This window comes from Streptomyces sp. LUP30 (assembly GCF_001746365.1).
Classification (GTDB): domain Bacteria; phylum Actinomycetota; class Actinomycetes; order Streptomycetales; family Streptomycetaceae; genus Streptomyces.
In genome coordinates this window covers 68,347-83,493 of the sequence record NZ_MJAJ01000039.1, presented here as the reverse complement: position 1 = coordinate 83,493, position 15,147 = coordinate 68,347, and the positions used below count along the sequence as shown (strand labels likewise).

Here is a 15,147-nt window from a genome sequence, read left to right as displayed (position 1 = left end):
GCGCCGGCTGCGGTCGCCGGACCGGCTCCGGCGCGGGGCGGCGGGGGGCGGGTTCCTCGCCGAAGACGGCGGCCGGGGGCGTGGCCCCGCCCTCCACGGCCCGTACCGCCGCCAGCAGGTCGGCGGCCTTCCCGCTGAGCTTGGCCCCGGCGGCGATGGGCGCCGCCTTCTCGGCCTTGCGCCGCTCGATCCGCTCGCGCTCCAGTTTCTGCGCGGCGAGCTCGGCCTGCGCCTCGGAGAGCTGCGCGGCGGCTTCCGCCTCGGCGGTCTCCGCGGCCGTGGAGGCACCGCCGGCGCTGGCATCGCTGCCGTCGGCCTTGGACGCTCCCGCGTCGCCCGCGCCCCCAGCAGCCTCGTCCGCATGTTCCGGACTGTCCCCGTCCCCGTCCCCGTCCGTGGCCGTGGCCGTCCCGGCATTCGCGTCCTCGGCGTCGGCTGCGCCCGGCTGTGCCGGTCCGGCGGCCACCGGCGTCCCGGGCTCCTCGGCGGCTTCCGGCTCCGCCGTCGTGGCGTTCTCCGTGCTCTGCGGGGAATCCGGCTCCGTGCTCACAGCGTGCTCCAGTCGTGATCGGGATAGCGGTGCACGGGCGCCGACACATCGTCGAGGGCCCGGCAGATCTCGTCAGGAAGACTAAGCGCCTCCACTGACAAAGCCGCCGTGAGCTGCTGCGCGTTGCGCGCGCCGACGATCGGGGCGGCCACGCCGGGCCGGTCGCGGACCCAGGCCAGGGCGACCTGCAACGGTGTCACCGCCAGCCCGTCCGCCGCGGTCGACACGGCGTCGACGATCCGGCTCGCGGTGTCGTCGAGGTAGGGCTCGACGAACGGCGCGAAGTGCTCCGACGCGCCGCGCGAGTCGGGCGGCAGGGCGTCGTTGCGGTACTTGCCGGTGAGGACGCCTCGGCCGAGGGGGGAGGAGGGCAGCAGCCCGATGCCCAGGTCGCGTGCGGCCGGCAGCACCTCGCGCTCGATGCCGCGCTGCAGCAGCGAGTACTCCATCTGCGTCGCCGCCAGGCGCGTCCGGCCGCCCGGCGCGGCGAGCTGCCAGGTGGCCGCCTTGGCGAGTTGCCAGCCGCAGAAGTTGGAGACGCCCGCGTACCGGGCGCGACCGCTGGCGACGGCGATGTCGAGAGCCTGAAGGGTCTCCTCCAGCGGGGTGTCCGGGTCGAAGGCGTGCACCTGCCAGATGTCGACGTGGTCCGTGCCCAGCCGGGAGAGGGAGGCGTCGAGAGCGGCGAGCAGGTGGCCCCGTGAACCGTCGAAGCGCCGGTCCGGGTCGGGCACGCTGCCCGCCTTCGTCGAGATGATCAGATCCCGGCGCGGCACCAGCCCTTCGATGAGCCGCCCGAGCAGGTACTCGGCGTCCCCGTCGCCGTACACGTCGGCCGTGTCGACGAGGGTCCCGCCCGCCTCCCAGAACGTCTTCATGACGTCCGCGGCGTCGTGCTCGTCGGTGTCGCGTCCCCAGGTGAGGGTGCCGAGCCCGATGCGGGACACGCGCAGGCCGGTGCGGCCGAGATGCCTCTGCTCCATGGACGCCGAGATTACTGGCCAGAACCGGGCATTGGGTTGCCTGTGGATAACCGGGTTCCGGGACGGCGAACCGGGTTCCCCGCAGGCCGCGACCCCGGAGCCGGTCCACGCGACCCTCGCCACACCGCCCTCCCGGCCCCGCGCCCCCCGCGCTAAGGTCTGCGCAACAGCGTCGTTACTGATCAGTAAGGGGATCGGCCATGCAGCTCGGGATCAACCTCGGCTACTGGGGTGCCGGAATGGACGGCGACAACCTCGCGGTCGCCCAGGAGGCCGACCGCCTCGGCTACGCCGTCTGCTGGGCCGCCGAGGCCTACGGATCGGACGCGGCCACCGTGCTCACCTGGGTCGCCGCCCAGACCGAGCGGATCGACGTCGGCTCGGCCATCTTCCAGATCCCCGCGCGTCAGCCCGCCATGACCGCGATGACCGCCGCCACGCTCGACTCGCTCTCCGGCGGCCGCTTCCGTCTCGGTCTCGGCGTCTCGGGACCGCAGGTCTCCGAGGGCTGGTACGGCGTCAAGTTCGACAAGCCGCTGTCCCGCACCCGCGAGTACGTCGAGATCGTCCGCAAGGCGATGACGCGTGAGCGGCTGTCGTACGAGGGCGAGCACTGGACGCTGCCGCTGCCGGACGGTCCGGGCAAGCCGATCAAGCTGACCGTGCACCCCGAGCGCGAGCACATCCCGCTGTACATCGCGGCGATCGGGCCGAAGAACCTGGAGCAGACCGGCGAGATCGCCGACGGCGCGCTGCTCATCTTCCCCTCCGCCGACCACCTCGAGGACACCGCGATCGGGCATCTGCGGGCCGGACGCGAGAAGGCGGGCAAGACCCTGGAGGGCTTCGACGTCTGCCCGACGCTGCCGCTGGCGCTCGGCGAGGACAAGGACGTGGAGCGGCTCGCCGACACCTTCCGCCCGTACACCGCGCTCTACGTCGGCGGCATGGGCAGCCGCAAGCAGAACTTCTACAACCAGCTCGCGCAGCGGATGGGGTACGAGGCGGCGGCCGCCGACATCCAGGACAAGTACCTGTCCGGCGACAAGCAGGGCGCGGCGGCCGCCGTTCCCCACGAGCTGATCGACCGCACCACCCTGCTGGGCTCGGTGGAGCGGATCGCCGACCGGATGAAGGCCTACGCGGCCGCCGGCGTCACCACCCTCACCCTGGCTCCCGCGGGCTTCGCCCTCGAGGAGCGTCTCGCCTCGCTGCGGGCGGGTGTGCAGGCCGCGGAGCTGGCCGGCCTGGCGTAGCCGGGCGGCAGAGGAGTCGCGCAGAGGGATCGCGGCGAGGGAATTGCGGCGAAGGGGCGCGGCGAGGGATTTCAGCGGCCGTGGTGGGGGCTCGGGGGTCTTCCCCGCCACGGCCGTCACGGGGAACAACGCGCCGCGCGACGCGCGGTTACGCTCCCTGGCCGACTGTCGTCGTCCCTCTTTCGGCGGAGTCTCCCGACACTGCTGTTGCAGCGCCTGACGGGCCGCATTTGACTCGTTCCTTGCGGAACGTTGCGAGATGTTGCGGAATCCTGCGCGGTGCGGAGAGAGGCCCCACGATGCTTTCGGTCAAGAGTCTGTTCCAGGAGATCATCGACGACGACGAGTCCTTCGCCCTCTTCTGCTCCATCGCGGCCGGCGGCGAGTCGCAGGGGGGCTGGGAGAACGCCCGGATCGCCGCGCTCGTCCCGCCGAGCGAACGCCCCCTCGCCCCCAAGATCGCCCGTCACGGCGCCGACGAGGACAAGCACGGGCGGATCTTCACCGCCCTGATGCGCAGACGCGGCCTCGCCCCCGTGCCCGTCCCGCCCGACACCGACTACACGATGCTCCTGGAACGGGGCGGCATCGGCCTCTCCCACGACCGCCTCAGGGCCGAGCGGACCCTCACCGTGCAGGACGTCGTCACCTACCTCTCCCACAGCCGCGTCACCGAACAGCGGGCCGCCGAGCAGATGGCCCTGCTGCGCAGGCACTTCGCCGTCCACCCCGACATCGGCCGCGCGGTCAGGATGATCGCCGACGACGAGGACAACCACCTCGCCTACTGCCACGAGGAACTGCTGCGCCTCGCCCGCGCGGGGCACGGACCGGCCATCCAGCGGACCCTGCGGGCGTGCGCGCTCGCCGAGATCCGCGTCTACCGCGACGTCAGCCTGGCCGTCATGGCCCACATGGGCCGCATCCTCGGCTGGTCCAGGGCGCGCTCGGCCGTCCTGGCGGCCGGCATCCACGCCGTGTACGCGTGGGAGCGGTTCGCCGGCTGGCGGCGGATGGTCTCCCTGAAGACGCCCGAACGCCGCGACGCGCTCGGCGGCCCCGCCACCGCGGCCCCCGAGTACGCCTGAGCCGCCCTGCGCCTGAGCCGCCGTGGCCGTTCCAGGACCGGCCGACGACCGGCCGGGGCCGGTGCTACAGCCAGCCGCGCCGCTTGAACAGCCGGAACAACAGCAGTTCCAGCACGCCCATCACCACGATCACCGCCGGGTACGACCACACCCAGTGCAGCTCCGGCATGTGATCGAAGTTCATGCCGTAGATCCCCGCGATCATCGTGGGGACCGCGGCCATGGCCGCCCACGCCGAGATCTTCCGCATGTCGTCGTTCTGCCGGACGCTCATCTGCGCCAGATGCGCCGAGAGGATGTCCGTCACCAGCCGGTCCAGCCCCTCGACGGATTCGTTCACGCGCGTCAGGTGGTCGCTCACGTCCCGGAAGAAGGGCCGCGCCTTGTCGTTCACGAACGGCACGCCGGGGCTGGTCGCGCTGCCCCCCGCCAGCCGGGTCAGCGGCGGCGCCAGCGGGCCCGTGGCCCGGCGGAACTCCAGGATCTGCCGCTTGAAGGTGTAGATCCGCGACGCGGTGTGGCGCGAACCGCCGCCGTCCGGCGAGAACACCTCCGCCTCCAGCTCCTCCAGGTCGGTCTGCAGCTCCGTCGCCACGTCCAGGTAGTGGTCCACGGTGGCGTCGGCGATGGCGTACACCACCGCGGTGGGTCCCTTGGCGAGCAGCTTGGGCTCGTCCTCCAGCCGGTGCCGCACGGCGGCCAGCGACGCGCCCTCGCCGTGCCGGACGGTCACCACGAACGAGTCGCCGAGGAAGACCATCACCTCGCCCGAGGAGACCGCGTCGCTCTCCGGCTCGTAGACGACCGGCTTGAACACCAGGAACAGCGAGTCGTCGTACACCTCCAGCTTGGGCCGCTGGTGGGCCTTGAGCGCGTCCTCGACGGCGAGCGGGTGCAGTCCGAACTCCCGCGTGACGAGGTCGAACTCCTTCTCGGTGGGCTCGTGCAGCCCGACCCACACGAAGCCGCCCCCGGCACGCGCCTCGTCCACGGCGTCGGAGAAGTCCTCGGGACCCTCCATACGACGTCCTTCACGGTAGATGGCGCAGTCCACGATCACTGGGCGCGCTCTCCCTTCCGGTGCTCACCGGCGCACACGCGTGTACGCCTACCCTGGGCCGCATGCCCACGTTGATCCTCGTCCGGCACGGCCGGTCCACCGCCAACACCTCCGCAGTGCTCGCCGGCCGGACGCCCGGCGTCGCCCTCGACGAGCGCGGAGCCGCACAGGCCGCCGCGCTGCCCGGCAGGCTCGCGGCGCTGCCGATCGCGGAGGTCGTCACCAGCCCCCTGCAACGCTGCCACGAGACGCTGGGCCCCCTTCTCGACGCCCGCCCCGGACTGCGCGCGCACACCGACGAGCGGATCGGGGAGTGCGACTACGGCGAATGGTCCGGGCGCAAGCTCGCCGAGCTGATGGACGAGCCCCTGATGGAGGTCGTTCAGACGCATCCCTCCGCCGCCGCCTTCCCGGGCGGCGAGTCCCTGCGGGCCATGCAGACCCGCGCCGCCGAGGCGGTGCGCGAGTGGAACGCGCGCGTGGAGCGCGACCACGGCGCGGACGCCGTGTATCTGATGTGCTCGCACGGCGACATCATCAAGTCGCTCGTCGCGGACGCACTCGGACTTCATCTCGACCTCTTCCAGCGGATCTCTGTGGAGCCTTGTTCCATCACCGCGATCCGTTACACCCGGCTGCGCCCCTTTCTCGTGCGTCTCGGCGACACCGGCGATCTCGCCTCCCTGGCGCCGCGCGAGGAGCCGCCCACGGGGGACGCCCCGGTCGGGGGCGGTGCGGGCGCACCGTGATCGTCGGCCGCAGTAGGGTGAAGCGGTCCGCAAACGCGCGCGTACCCGCAGGGACGTTCCCCCACTCGTTCCCAGAACCACGATGACCCACGATTCCCATGGAGACAGGACGTGTCCCGTCAGGTGTTCCTCTACGACCCCCCGGACCGTTTCGTGGCCGGTACGGTCGGGCTGCCCGGGCGCCGCACCTTCTTCCTCCAGGCCACCGCCGGCGGTCGAGTGACCAGCGTGGCCCTGGAGAAGACCCAGGTCGCCGCGCTCGCCGAGCGCATGGACGAACTGCTGGACGAGGTCGTACGCCGTAGCGGCGGCAGCGCCATGGTGCCCGCCGTGTCGCCCGCCGAGAACAGCGACACGGCCCCCCTCGACACCCCGATCGAGGAGGAGTTCCGGGTCGGCACCATGGCACTCGCCTGGGACGGCGAGGAACAGCGCATGATCGTCGAGGCCCAGGCCCTCGTGGAGCTCGAGGCCGATTCCGAGGAGGACCTCGCCGAGGCCGAGGAGAAACTCCTGCAGGACGAGGAGAACGGGCCCCCGATGCTGCGGGTCCGGCTCACCGGCGCACAGGCGCGGGCCTTCGCCAAGCGCGCTCTCGACGTCGTCAACGCCGGCCGGCCGCCGTGCCCGCTGTGCAGCCTGCCGCTCGACCCGGAAGGACACGTATGTCCGCGCCAGAACGGATACCGCCGGGGAGCGTGACCACCACCGACCCGGCCCTCGCCGACCTCCTCGCCCACGGCGGGCTCACGGTCCGCGGACGCATCCGCGGCGCCTCGAACGCGGCCCTGTACTGCACGGTCGCGCACGAGGGCCGTGAGGCCGTCTGCGTCTACAAGCCCGTGGCCGGGGAGCGGCCCCTGTGGGACTTCCCCGACGGCACCCTCGCCCAGCGCGAGGTCGCCGCCTACGAGGTCTCCGAGGCGACCGGCTGGGGCCTCGTCCCGCCCACCGTGCTGCGGGACGGGCCGCACGGCGAGGGCATGTGCCAGCTGTGGGTCGAGACGGCCCCGGAGACCGAACTGCTCGCCCTGGTGGACGGCGAGGAGCCCGAGCCCGGCTGGAAGGCGATCGGTTTCGCCGAGGTCGGCCAGGGCCGGACCGCGCTGCTGGTGCACGCCGACGACGAACGCCTGCGCCGGCTCGCCGTGCTCGACGCCGTGATCAACAACGCCGACCGCAAGGGCGGCCATCTGCTGCCCACCGCCGACGGCCGCCTGTACGGCATCGACCACGGCGTCACCTTCAACGCCGAGAACAAGCTGCGCACGCTCCTGTGGGGCTGGGCGGGGGAGCCCCTGACCGCCGAGGCCGTCGAGGTCCTCCAGGGCCTCAGGAGCGCCCTGGAACCCGGCGGACGGCTGGCCGCCGTGCTGAGCGGGCTCATCACCCCCGCCGAACTCGAGGCCACCCGCGCGCGGACCGGCGCCCTGCTCGACTCCGGGACCCATCCGGAGCCGAGCGGCGAGTGGCCCGCGATCCCCTGGCCGCCGGTCTAGGGACCGGCCCGGCGCAGGTCCGGGCCCGCCGGCCATGGCCCGCCGGTGGGTCGTCCGGCACACCGGCGGGAAACCCGCAAGAGCGCCTTCCCGGCCATCTGGTCCGCTCCGGTTCGTACAGGCAACTTCCCTCCGGTTACGCTCATGACATGCATGCCTGGCCCGCTTCCGAGGTCCCCGCCCTGCCTGGTCAGGGCCGCGACCTGAGGATCCACGACACCGCGACCGGCGGTACGGTCTCCCTCGACCCCGGTCCCGTCGCCCGTATCTACGTCTGCGGCATCACCCCGTACGACGCGACCCACATCGGTCACGCGGCGACCTACAACGCGTTCGACCTCGTTCAGCGCGTGTGGCTCGACACCAAGCGGCAGGTTCAGTACGTCCAGAACGTGACCGACGTCGACGACCCGCTCCTGGAGCGGGCCGAACGCGACGGCGTCGACTGGGTCGCCCTCGCCGAGAAGGAGACGGCCCTCTTCCGCGAGGACATGACGGCCCTGCGGATGCTCCCGCCGCAGCACTACATAGGCGCGGTGGAGGCGATACCCGGCATCGTGCCGCTCGTCGAACGGCTGCGGGACGCGGGCGCCGCCTACGAACTCGACGGCGACGTCTACTTCTCCGTCGAGGCCGACCCGAACTTCGGCAAGGTCGCGAACCTGGACGCCGAGACCATGCGGCTGCTGTCCGCCGAGCGCGGCGGCGACCCGGACCGCCCGGGGAAGAAGAACCCGCTCGACCCCATGCTGTGGATGGCCGCCCGCGAGGGCGAGCCCAGCTGGGACGGCGGCTCGCTCGGCCGCGGCCGGCCCGGCTGGCACATCGAGTGCGTGGCCATCGCCCTCGACCACCTGGGGATGGGCTTCGACGTGCAGGGCGGCGGCTCCGACCTCGCCTTCCCGCACCACGAGATGGGCGCCTCCCACGCCCAGGCCCTCACCGGCGAGTTCCCCATGGCCAAGGCGTACGTCCACGCCGGCATGGTGGCCCTCCACGGCGAGAAGATGTCCAAGTCCAAGGGCAACCTCGTCTTCGTCTCCACGCTCCGTCAGGACGGCGTCGACCCCGCCGCCATCCGGCTCGCCCTCCTCGCCCACCACTACCGCGCCGACTGGGAGTGGACCGACCAGGTGCTGGCGGACGCCGAGGCCCGCCTCGGCCGCTGGCGCGCCGCCGTCTCGCGGCCCGACGGACCGCCCGCCGAGACGCTCGTCGCCGAGATGCGCGAAGCCCTCGCCGCCGACCTCGACGCCCCCGCCGCGCTGGCCGCCGTCGACCGCTGGGCCGCGCTCCAGCAGGAGACGGGCGGCACCGACATCGGCGCCCCCGGCGTCGTCTCGCGGGCCGTGGACGCCCTGCTGGGCGTGGCCCTCTAGCCGTCGGCCCGGTCCAGAGCGATGACAGGGGCGCCCCCCGATCCCGGGAGGCGCCCCTTCGCCGCTCGCACGGCCCCACAGGCCGCCTGCCTGTCCGTCCTTCCGCGCGGGAAGCGCGACTGAGGGAGCGTCGTCTCCGTGCGCTCGCCGTCCGGTCCGGCCCGCTCAGTCGTCCGACGAATCGCTGTCGTCCGGGGTCTCCCCGCTCGGCTTCGGCGGCTTGGGGGGCCGGGTGCGCTCCCCGGGATCGGGCGGCCCGCCGCCGTCCCGCCGCCGCAGGTAGCGCTCGAACTCGCGGGCGATCGCCTCGCCCGACGCCTCCGGCAGCTCCGCGGTGTCCCGCGCCTCCTCCAGCGTCTGCACGTACTCGGCGACCTCGGTGTCCTCGGCGGCCAACTGGTCCACGCCCACCTGCCAGGCCCGCGCGTCCTCGGGCAGTTCGCCCAGCGGGATGCGCACGTCGATCAGGTCCTCCAGGCGGTTGAGGAGGGCCAGCGTCGCCTTGGGGTTCGGCGGCTGCGAGACATAGTGCGGCACCGCCGCCCAGAGGCTCACCGCGGGCACGCCCGCGTGTGTGCACGCCTCCTGCAGGACGCCGACGATGCCCGTGGGGCCCTCGTACTTGGTCTCCTCCAGGTCCATCCGCTGCGCCAGATCGGCGTCCGACGTGGTCCCGCTGATCGGAACCGGACGCGTGTGCGGGGTGTCGCCGAGCAGCGCGCCCAGGATGACCACCAGTTCCACGCCCAGCTCGTGCGCGAAGCCCAGCAGCTCGTTGCAGAACGAGCGCCAGCGCATGGACGGTTCGATGCCGCGCACGAGCACCAGGTCGCGTGGCTTGTCACCGCCCACCCGGACGACCGACAACCTTGTCGTGGGCCATGTGATCTTGCGCACGCCGGCGTCCATCCACACCGTGGGGCGGTTCACCTGGAAGTCGTAGTAGTCCTCGGCATCCAGCGCCGCGAACACCTCGCCCTTCCACTCCCGCTCCAGGTGCGCGACCGCGGTGGAGGCGGCGTCGCCGGCATCGTTCCAGCCCTCGAACGCGGCCACCATGACCGGGTCGATCAGCTCGGGAACCCCCTCGAGCTCGATCACCCAGCGCCTCCTTCCGACGTGCCCTCGCTTGACCACCCAACCTTACGGCGTTCTGCGGGGGCGCCCGCAGCCCCCTTGCGCGGGGGAGTGACCGGATCACTGCCCCGTTCGCCACCTCGGAACACCCCGCGGTGATCGGATCTGTCGCCGATCCTGGAAGCCCCCGCGGCGGGGCCCGCGCGCGCCGACCGTCACCCGCCCGCGCAGGCCGCGCCCCACGCGGCGCCGTCCGCGACCGGGACCGGCGCGGAGAACCGCACCGCCGCTCCGAGTTCACGTCCCCGGGCCGCCGCGTGCCGTGTTCGCCGTCATCGGCCTACAGCGACGACCGCAGCCACTGCTCGACGCTCGCGATGTGCACGGTCGCCCACGAACGCGCCGCCTCCGCGTCGCGGTCGCGCAGGGCCGCGAGGATCGCCCGGTGCTCGCGCAGAGTGCCGGAGACCGCGTCCTCCTGCGTCAGCCCGCGCCAGATCCGGGCCCGGGTGGTGGGCCCCGAGAGTCCGTCGAGCAGGGAGCACAGCACCGAGTTGCCGGCGCTCTGCACGATGCCCCGGTGGAACTCCAGATCGCCGGCGACCAGTTCCTCCACCGAGGGAGAGGCCCCGAGCTTGTCCAACTGGGACTCCAGCGCGTCCAGTTGCTGTTCGCTGACGCGCAGCGCGGCCATCGCCGTCGCGGCCGGCTCCAGGATGCGGCGCACCGCCAGGAACTCCAGGACGGTGTCGTCGCGGTGGAAGTCCACGACGAAACTCAGCGCCTCCAGGAGCAGTTGGGGGTCGAGGCTGGTCACGTACGTGCCGTCGCCCTGCCGTACGTCCAGGATCCGGATCAGCGACAGGGCGCGCACCGCCTCGCGCAGCGAGTTGCGGGACAGGCCCAGCTCGGCGGCCAGCTCGCTCTCCTTGGGCAGCCGGTCCCCGGGGCGCAGCGCACCCGAGACGATCATGCCCTTGATCCGCTCGATCGCCTCGTCGGTGACTGCCATGTCCGTCCTCCTGTCGCTCAACGCCGAGACATCCGATGTCTCAGTGGCCATTATGAGGCCAGACCGGCGGACTGCCTCCAGGTCCGCGATCACCGCTCCACCGCCTCACCGTCGGGTACCCCGGCCGTCCCCGGCGGTCCCCGGCGTCCGTCGCCGCCACCGGTCCACGTCTCGGTGGGTGGACGCGTCCGGGGCGGGCGGTCGGATCCCCGGCCGCCCCGAACGCGGCTTCGAACGACTCGAACTGTGGTTCCCCAGGTCAGGTACCGTGGCTGACGCCGCCGGAACACCAGGAGCGTCCCTTTATGTCCCAGGAACTTCGTGCTGTCGACTGGACCGGAAACGGTCTGGCGCTCATCGATCAGACGCTGCTGCCGCATCGCACCGAGATCGTGGACGTCCGCGATGTGGACACCCTGGTCGACGCCGTCCGGCGACTCGTCGTGCGCGGCGCCCCCGCGATCGGCGCGGCGGGCGCGTACGGCGTGGCGATCGCCCTGCTGCAGGGTGCGCGCGAGGGCTGGTCCGAGGGCGAGGTGCGCGCGGCCGTCGCCCGCGTCCGCGAGGCGCGTCCGACGGCGGTGAACCTCATGGTGTGCGTGGACCGGGTCATGACCCGCTTCGCCGAGGGACTCGACGCGGTCCTGGCGGAGGCGGCCGCCGTCCAGCGCGAGGACGTCGAGGCGAACCGCGCGATGGGTGCGGCCGGCGCGGACTGGCTGCTGAAGCGGGTCGGTGAGGACCGCCCGCTGCGCGTCCTGACGCACTGCAACACCGGCGCGCTGGCCACCGCGGGCTGGGGCACCGCCCTCGGCGTCATCCGTGAACTGCACGCGAGAGGACGGCTGGAGGTGGTGTACGTCGACGAGACCCGCCCGTTGCTCCAGGGTTCGCGTCTGACCGCCTGGGAGCTCGTCCAGGAGGGCATCCCGCACTACGTCCAGGCCGACGGGGCGGCGGCCGGGACGATCCTGCGCGGCCAGGTCGACGCGGCCGTCGTCGGCGCCGACCGCATAGCGGCCAACGGTGACACGGCCAACAAGGTCGGCACCGTGGGCGTGGCTCTCGCCTGCGCCGACGCGGGCGTCCCGTTCCTGGTGGCCGCGCCCACGGCCACGGTCGACCTCGCCACGGCGACCGGCGCCGACATCCACATCGAACTCCGGGGCGAGGAGGAGGTGGTGGAGTGGGCTGGCGTGCGCACGGCGCCGACCGGCTCCCGCGGCCACAACCCGGCCTTCGACGTCACGCCGGGCCGCCTGGTGACGGGCCTGGTGACCGAGCGGGGCGTCCTGGAGGTCTCCGCCGGGGAACTGCCCGGCGACCGGATGCGCTGAGCGTCCGACCGGGCGGGCCGGCTCACGCGGGCCGACCCGCCCGGCCCCCGCCCGCGCGTCGGGCGTCCGCGCGCCGGGCGTCCGCGCGTCGGGCGTCCGGCGCTCAGCGGCGGGTGAGCTCCAACTCCAGGAGCCACTCGACCACTTCGGTGTGGTGGCGGGCCCGACGCGGGTCGTCGCCCCATACGTACAGGCCGTGTCCGGCCACGACCACGGCGGGCATCCGCGGGTCGCGGGCCGCCTCCAGCCGGTCGCCGAGCACCTTCATGTCCTGGCTGTTGGCGATGACCGGAAGCGTCACCTCGACGTCGTGGGCGGGCTGGCCGACGCCCTTGAGCATCTCCAGATCCTTGAAGACGATCCCGCCCGGGTGCCGGTGCCCCAGCGCCACGGACGCCACCGTGTGGACGTGCACCACGGCCCCCGCGCCGGTCAGCGCGGCCACGCGCGCGTGCAGTTCGGCCTCCGCGGACGGCCGGCCGCCGTGCACCGCGGCGCCCTGTCCGTCCACCAGCACCACGTCGGCGGGCGTCAGCTCGCCCTTGTCGTGGCCGCTCGCGGTGACGGCGAGCCGCAGCGGCTCGCGCGTCAGGACGACCGACAGGTTGCCGGACGTGCCGCGCATCCAGCCGAAGGAGGCGAACCGGGCGGACTCGGCGGCCAGGACCGCACCCGCCTCCTCCAGGTCCGGTGCGGTGATCTCGGCGGTCATGCGGTACTCCCGGTGGTGCCGACGGTGATCTCGTCGAACGACCCCGCCTGTGCGTGGTCGCCGACTCCCTGCTCGAAGTACGGCTCGCCCGGCCGCCGGACGCCGACGGTGTGCCAGCCCGCCTCGCGGGCCGCGTCCAGCTCGCCCCGCCGGTCGGACAGGAACAGCAGCCGGGACGGCTCCGTTCCGGTCGCCGAGGCGATGCGGCGGTACGACGACGGCTCCTGCTTGGGACCGGCGTTCTCGGTGTCGTACCGGCCGCTCACCAACCGCGTGAGGTCGCCCTCGGGGGTGTGGGCGAACCAGGCCCGCTGCGCGGCCGCCGACCCGGACGAGTAGACGTACAGCCGCAGTCCGGCCGCGTGCCAGGCGCGCAGCCGCGGGACGACGTCGTCGTAGAAGTGCGAGACCAGGTCGCCGCGCGCGAAGCCCTCGGACCAGACGATGCCCTGCAGGGTCTTCAGCGGCGTCGCCTTGCGGTCGTCGTCCAGCCAGGCGTTCAGCGTCTTCTCGATCGCGGCCGCATCGGCGTCCGGCTCACCCGTCAGCTCCCGCACCTGCGCGATCGCCCGCGCCACCGCGGGCTCCTCGGCCCGCTCGGCGAGCAGTTCGGCGAACCGCGCGCGCGAGTACGGGTACAGCACATCGACGACGAAGCCCGTGGCGCTCGTGGTGCCCTCGATGTCGAGCACCACGGCGTCCACGTCGAACGCCGGCTCCCGCAGGCTCACGCGGCGTCCCGGTCGGCCGCGTAGCCGGCGGCGATCGTGTCGTAGTCGGGGAAGCGGGCGGCGATGGGGGAGCCGGTGAAGTTGCCGATCCAGCCGTCCTCCTCGTGGAAGAAGCGGATCGCCGTGAACGACGGGTTCGTGCCCATGTCGAACCAGTGGGTGGTGCCCCGTGGGACGCCGAGCAGGTCGCCCTTCTCGCAGAAGACGGCGTGCACTTCGCCGCCGACGTGCAGATAGAAGACGCCGGAGCCGGAGACGAAGAACCGGACCTCGTCATCGTCGTCGTGGGTGTGCTCCTGGAGGAACTTCGCCCGGGCGGCCTTCGCCTTCGCCGGGAACTCCGGGTCGTCGCCGGGGTGCAGGCCGAGGACGTCGACGGTGGTGAAGCCCTCCTCGGCGTTCAGCTTCTCGATCTCCGGGCCGTAGGCGGCGAACACCGTGTCGCTGTCGGCGTCCGCGGGCACGTCCTCGCGGATCGGCCACTGCTCGTACCGCACGCCCAGCGGCCTGAGCGCCTCGGCGATCTCGGCGGGGTCGCAGGTGCGGCGCACCAGGGTCTCCGGGCCCGACTCGGACCAGGTCGTCAGCAGCGTCATGGAAGCAACTCCAGAGGTCTGGAAGTGAGGAGTGCGGGAGCGCGCGGGGAGGGCGGTGGAGGGGCATCACTCGACCGCGACACGCCAGGGCGCATGCCGCTCCGTGATGGTAACCGCCGATGGTGTGTACACCGACTGTGACGATATCGCCATCTCATATGACGGGATGTGGTGTCCATTCCTTTGACGGGGCCTCATGGAGGACATGTCCGACCTCGAGGTACTGCGCACCCGGCTCGACGAGGGCGCGGCCTACGGCCCGCACACCTCGGCGCGCATCGGTGAGTTCGTCGCCCGGTTCTCCTTCGCCACCAGCGACTTCGGCATGCCGTCCGCCGAGCGCAAGGCGCTGGTCGCGGCCTCCGTCAGCCCCGAGCTGTGCAAGATCACCGAGGACGCCGTCCTGTCCGAGCCCTACGTGGAGCACGAGCACGACCACTGGGACCCGGCCTCGACGACCTGGCCGCCGCCTTCCGCGCGGACGCCCGGCTGCGCACCGAGGTCGCCGACCTCCGCCACACTTTCATGACCGCCGCCCAGGCCCTCCTGCACGGCGACCTGCACACCGGCAGCGTGATGGCCGGCTCCCGCGAGGGCGCCCCCGTCGTCCGGGCCTTCGACCCCGAATTCTCCTTCGTCGGCCCCGTCGGCTACGACCTGGGCCTGTACTGGGCGAACACCCTGGTCTCGGCGGAACGGGCCCGCGCACTCGACGCGCTGTCCGACCACGCCGACCAACTCGGCCTCCCCTGGCGGGCGTTCGAGACGGAGTTCCGCCTGCTGTGGCCGACCCGCGTCGACTCCTTCTTCGACGACGCCTGCCTCGACCGGTTCCTGCGCCGGGTCTGGACCGACTCCGTCGGTTACGCCGGCGCCGAGATCGTCCGGCGCATCACCGGCTTCGCCCACCTCGCCCACCCGACGACCCTGCCGGACCCGGTCCCCGCCTCCCGCCGCGCCCTGCGGCCGGGACGTGAACTGATCGTGCGGCGCGAGGAGTTGACGGACGTCCAGGCGGTGGAGGCGGACGTGGCGTCGCTCGGCCGAGCCGCCGCGCACCGGCATGCGAAAGGGGCGGCTCCATAGGGGTGGAGCCGCCCCTTTCCCGGTTCCGGCCC

At 72.8% G+C, this 15,147-nt stretch carries 14 protein-coding genes and 2 pseudogenes; 8 read left to right on the top strand and 8 right to left on the bottom strand.

Annotated features, from left to right (window positions below):
• Both BG482_RS27505 and BG482_RS27500 read right to left on the bottom strand, forming a co-directional pair.
• A pseudogene (locus tag BG482_RS27505) lies at positions 1-550 on the bottom strand (DNA helicase RecD); the annotation flags it as partial.
• The gene (locus BG482_RS27500) at positions 547-1,533 is read right to left on the bottom strand and encodes an aldo/keto reductase (RefSeq protein WP_069771847.1); all 987 of its coding nucleotides are present in this window, start codon (positions 1,531-1,533) and stop codon (positions 547-549) included. The pseudogene BG482_RS27505 and the gene BG482_RS27500, both read right to left, overlap by 4 nt.
• A gap of 200 nt (positions 1,534-1,733) precedes the next feature.
• On the opposite strand from BG482_RS27500, the gene BG482_RS27495 reads away from it, so the two are divergent.
• Together BG482_RS27495 and BG482_RS27490 are read left to right on the top strand one after the other, a co-directional pair.
• Positions 1,734-2,789, top strand: a complete 1,056-nt coding sequence (locus BG482_RS27495; RefSeq protein WP_069771846.1) for an LLM class F420-dependent oxidoreductase — start codon at positions 1,734-1,736, stop codon at positions 2,787-2,789.
• Positions 2,790-3,088: 299 nt separating this feature from the next.
• On the top strand, positions 3,089-3,877 hold the full coding sequence (locus tag BG482_RS27490; RefSeq protein WP_069771845.1) for a hypothetical protein: 789 nt from the start codon (positions 3,089-3,091) through the stop codon (positions 3,875-3,877).
• 64 nt (positions 3,878-3,941) lie between these two features.
• Here the strand turns inward: BG482_RS27490 and corA are convergent, their stop codons facing one another.
• Positions 3,942-4,937, bottom strand: coding sequence for a magnesium/cobalt transporter CorA (gene corA / locus BG482_RS27485; protein WP_069771844.1), 996 nt, complete (start codon positions 4,935-4,937; stop codon positions 3,942-3,944).
• A 62-nt stretch (positions 4,938-4,999) separates the two neighbouring features.
• Between corA and BG482_RS27480 the strand changes: the two genes are divergently transcribed.
• The 4 genes from BG482_RS27480 to mshC all read left to right on the top strand — a co-directional run bounded on the left by BG482_RS27480 (position 5,000) and on the right by mshC (position 8,564).
• Complete coding sequence (locus tag BG482_RS27480; RefSeq protein WP_069771843.1) at positions 5,000-5,686, top strand: histidine phosphatase family protein; 687 nt, start codon at positions 5,000-5,002, stop codon at positions 5,684-5,686.
• Positions 5,687-5,797: 111 nt separating this feature from the next.
• A complete protein-coding gene (locus BG482_RS27475; RefSeq protein ID WP_069771842.1) occupies positions 5,798-6,388 on the top strand; it encodes a DUF3090 domain-containing protein in 591 nt (196 codons plus the stop codon).
• Positions 6,352-7,185 (top strand): SCO1664 family protein, encoded by an 834-nt coding sequence (locus tag BG482_RS27470; protein WP_079142215.1) that lies wholly within the window; start codon positions 6,352-6,354, stop codon positions 7,183-7,185. Before BG482_RS27475 ends, BG482_RS27470 begins: the two co-directional genes overlap by 37 nt.
• 149 nt (positions 7,186-7,334) lie before the next feature.
• The gene (mshC, locus tag BG482_RS27465; protein WP_069771840.1) at positions 7,335-8,564 is read left to right on the top strand and encodes a cysteine--1-D-myo-inosityl 2-amino-2-deoxy-alpha-D-glucopyranoside ligase; all 1,230 of its coding nucleotides are present in this window, start codon (positions 7,335-7,337) and stop codon (positions 8,562-8,564) included.
• Between the two features lie 165 nt (positions 8,565-8,729).
• On the opposite strand, the gene BG482_RS27460 is transcribed toward mshC, so the two are convergent.
• Together BG482_RS27460 and BG482_RS27455 are read right to left on the bottom strand one after the other, a co-directional pair.
• Positions 8,730-9,665 carry a PAC2 family protein gene (locus BG482_RS27460; RefSeq protein ID WP_069771839.1) on the bottom strand — a complete coding sequence of 312 codons (936 nt, stop codon included), beginning with the start codon at positions 9,663-9,665 and terminating at the stop codon, positions 8,730-8,732.
• 316 nt (positions 9,666-9,981) lie between these two features.
• Positions 9,982-10,653: a FadR/GntR family transcriptional regulator gene (locus BG482_RS27455; protein ID WP_069771838.1), complete on the bottom strand. Its 672-nt coding sequence runs from the start codon at positions 10,651-10,653 to the stop codon at positions 9,982-9,984.
• Positions 10,654-10,958: 305 nt separating this feature from the next.
• On the opposite strand from BG482_RS27455, the gene mtnA reads away from it, so the two are divergent.
• Positions 10,959-11,990, top strand: a complete 1,032-nt coding sequence (gene mtnA, locus BG482_RS27450) for an S-methyl-5-thioribose-1-phosphate isomerase (protein WP_069771837.1) — start codon at positions 10,959-10,961, stop codon at positions 11,988-11,990.
• Between the two features lie 103 nt (positions 11,991-12,093).
• Here the strand turns inward: mtnA and mtnB are convergent, their stop codons facing one another.
• Genes mtnB through BG482_RS27435 form a run of 3 tightly spaced genes read right to left on the bottom strand, consistent with a single transcriptional unit; the run spans position 12,094 to position 14,029 of the window.
• The gene (mtnB, locus tag BG482_RS27445; RefSeq protein WP_069771836.1) at positions 12,094-12,702 is read right to left on the bottom strand and encodes a methylthioribulose 1-phosphate dehydratase; all 609 of its coding nucleotides are present in this window, start codon (positions 12,700-12,702) and stop codon (positions 12,094-12,096) included.
• Complete coding sequence (mtnC, locus tag BG482_RS27440; protein WP_069771835.1) at positions 12,699-13,433, bottom strand: acireductone synthase; 735 nt, start codon at positions 13,431-13,433, stop codon at positions 12,699-12,701. The genes mtnB and mtnC overlap by 4 nt, the downstream gene beginning before the upstream one ends.
• Positions 13,430-14,029 (bottom strand): acireductone dioxygenase, encoded by a 600-nt coding sequence (locus BG482_RS27435; RefSeq protein WP_069771834.1) that lies wholly within the window; start codon positions 14,027-14,029, stop codon positions 13,430-13,432. Before BG482_RS27435 ends, mtnC begins: the two co-directional genes overlap by 4 nt.
• A gap of 193 nt (positions 14,030-14,222) precedes the next feature.
• Between BG482_RS27435 and BG482_RS27430 the strand changes: the two are divergent.
• Positions 14,223-15,115 (top strand): annotated as a pseudogene (locus BG482_RS27430) (S-methyl-5-thioribose kinase); the annotation flags it as partial.
• Between the last annotated feature and the right edge of the window lie 32 nt (positions 15,116-15,147).

Excerpts from the sequence above, each read along its gene's own strand:
- BG482_RS27435 (WP_069771834.1), bottom strand. The coding sequence starts at position 14,029 with ATGACGCTGCTGACGACCTGGTCCGAGTCGGGCCCGGAGACCCTGGTG.
- BG482_RS27490 (WP_069771845.1), top strand. The coding sequence starts at position 3,089 with ATGCTTTCGGTCAAGAGTCTGTTCCAGGAGATCATCGACGACGACGAG.
- BG482_RS27495 (WP_069771846.1), top strand. The coding sequence starts at position 1,734 with ATGCAGCTCGGGATCAACCTCGGCTACTGGGGTGCCGGAATGGACGGC.
- mtnB (WP_069771836.1), bottom strand. The coding sequence starts at position 12,702 with ATGACCGCCGAGATCACCGCACCGGACCTGGAGGAGGCGGGTGCGGTC.
- BG482_RS27455 (WP_069771838.1), bottom strand. The coding sequence starts at position 10,653 with ATGGCAGTCACCGACGAGGCGATCGAGCGGATCAAGGGCATGATCGTC.
- mtnA (WP_069771837.1), top strand. The coding sequence starts at position 10,959 with ATGTCCCAGGAACTTCGTGCTGTCGACTGGACCGGAAACGGTCTGGCG.
- BG482_RS27500 (WP_069771847.1), bottom strand. The coding sequence starts at position 1,533 with ATGGAGCAGAGGCATCTCGGCCGCACCGGCCTGCGCGTGTCCCGCATC.
- BG482_RS27480 (WP_069771843.1), top strand. The coding sequence starts at position 5,000 with ATGCCCACGTTGATCCTCGTCCGGCACGGCCGGTCCACCGCCAACACC.
- BG482_RS27470 (WP_079142215.1), top strand. The coding sequence starts at position 6,352 with ATGTCCGCGCCAGAACGGATACCGCCGGGGAGCGTGACCACCACCGAC.
- mshC (WP_069771840.1), top strand. The coding sequence starts at position 7,335 with ATGCATGCCTGGCCCGCTTCCGAGGTCCCCGCCCTGCCTGGTCAGGGC.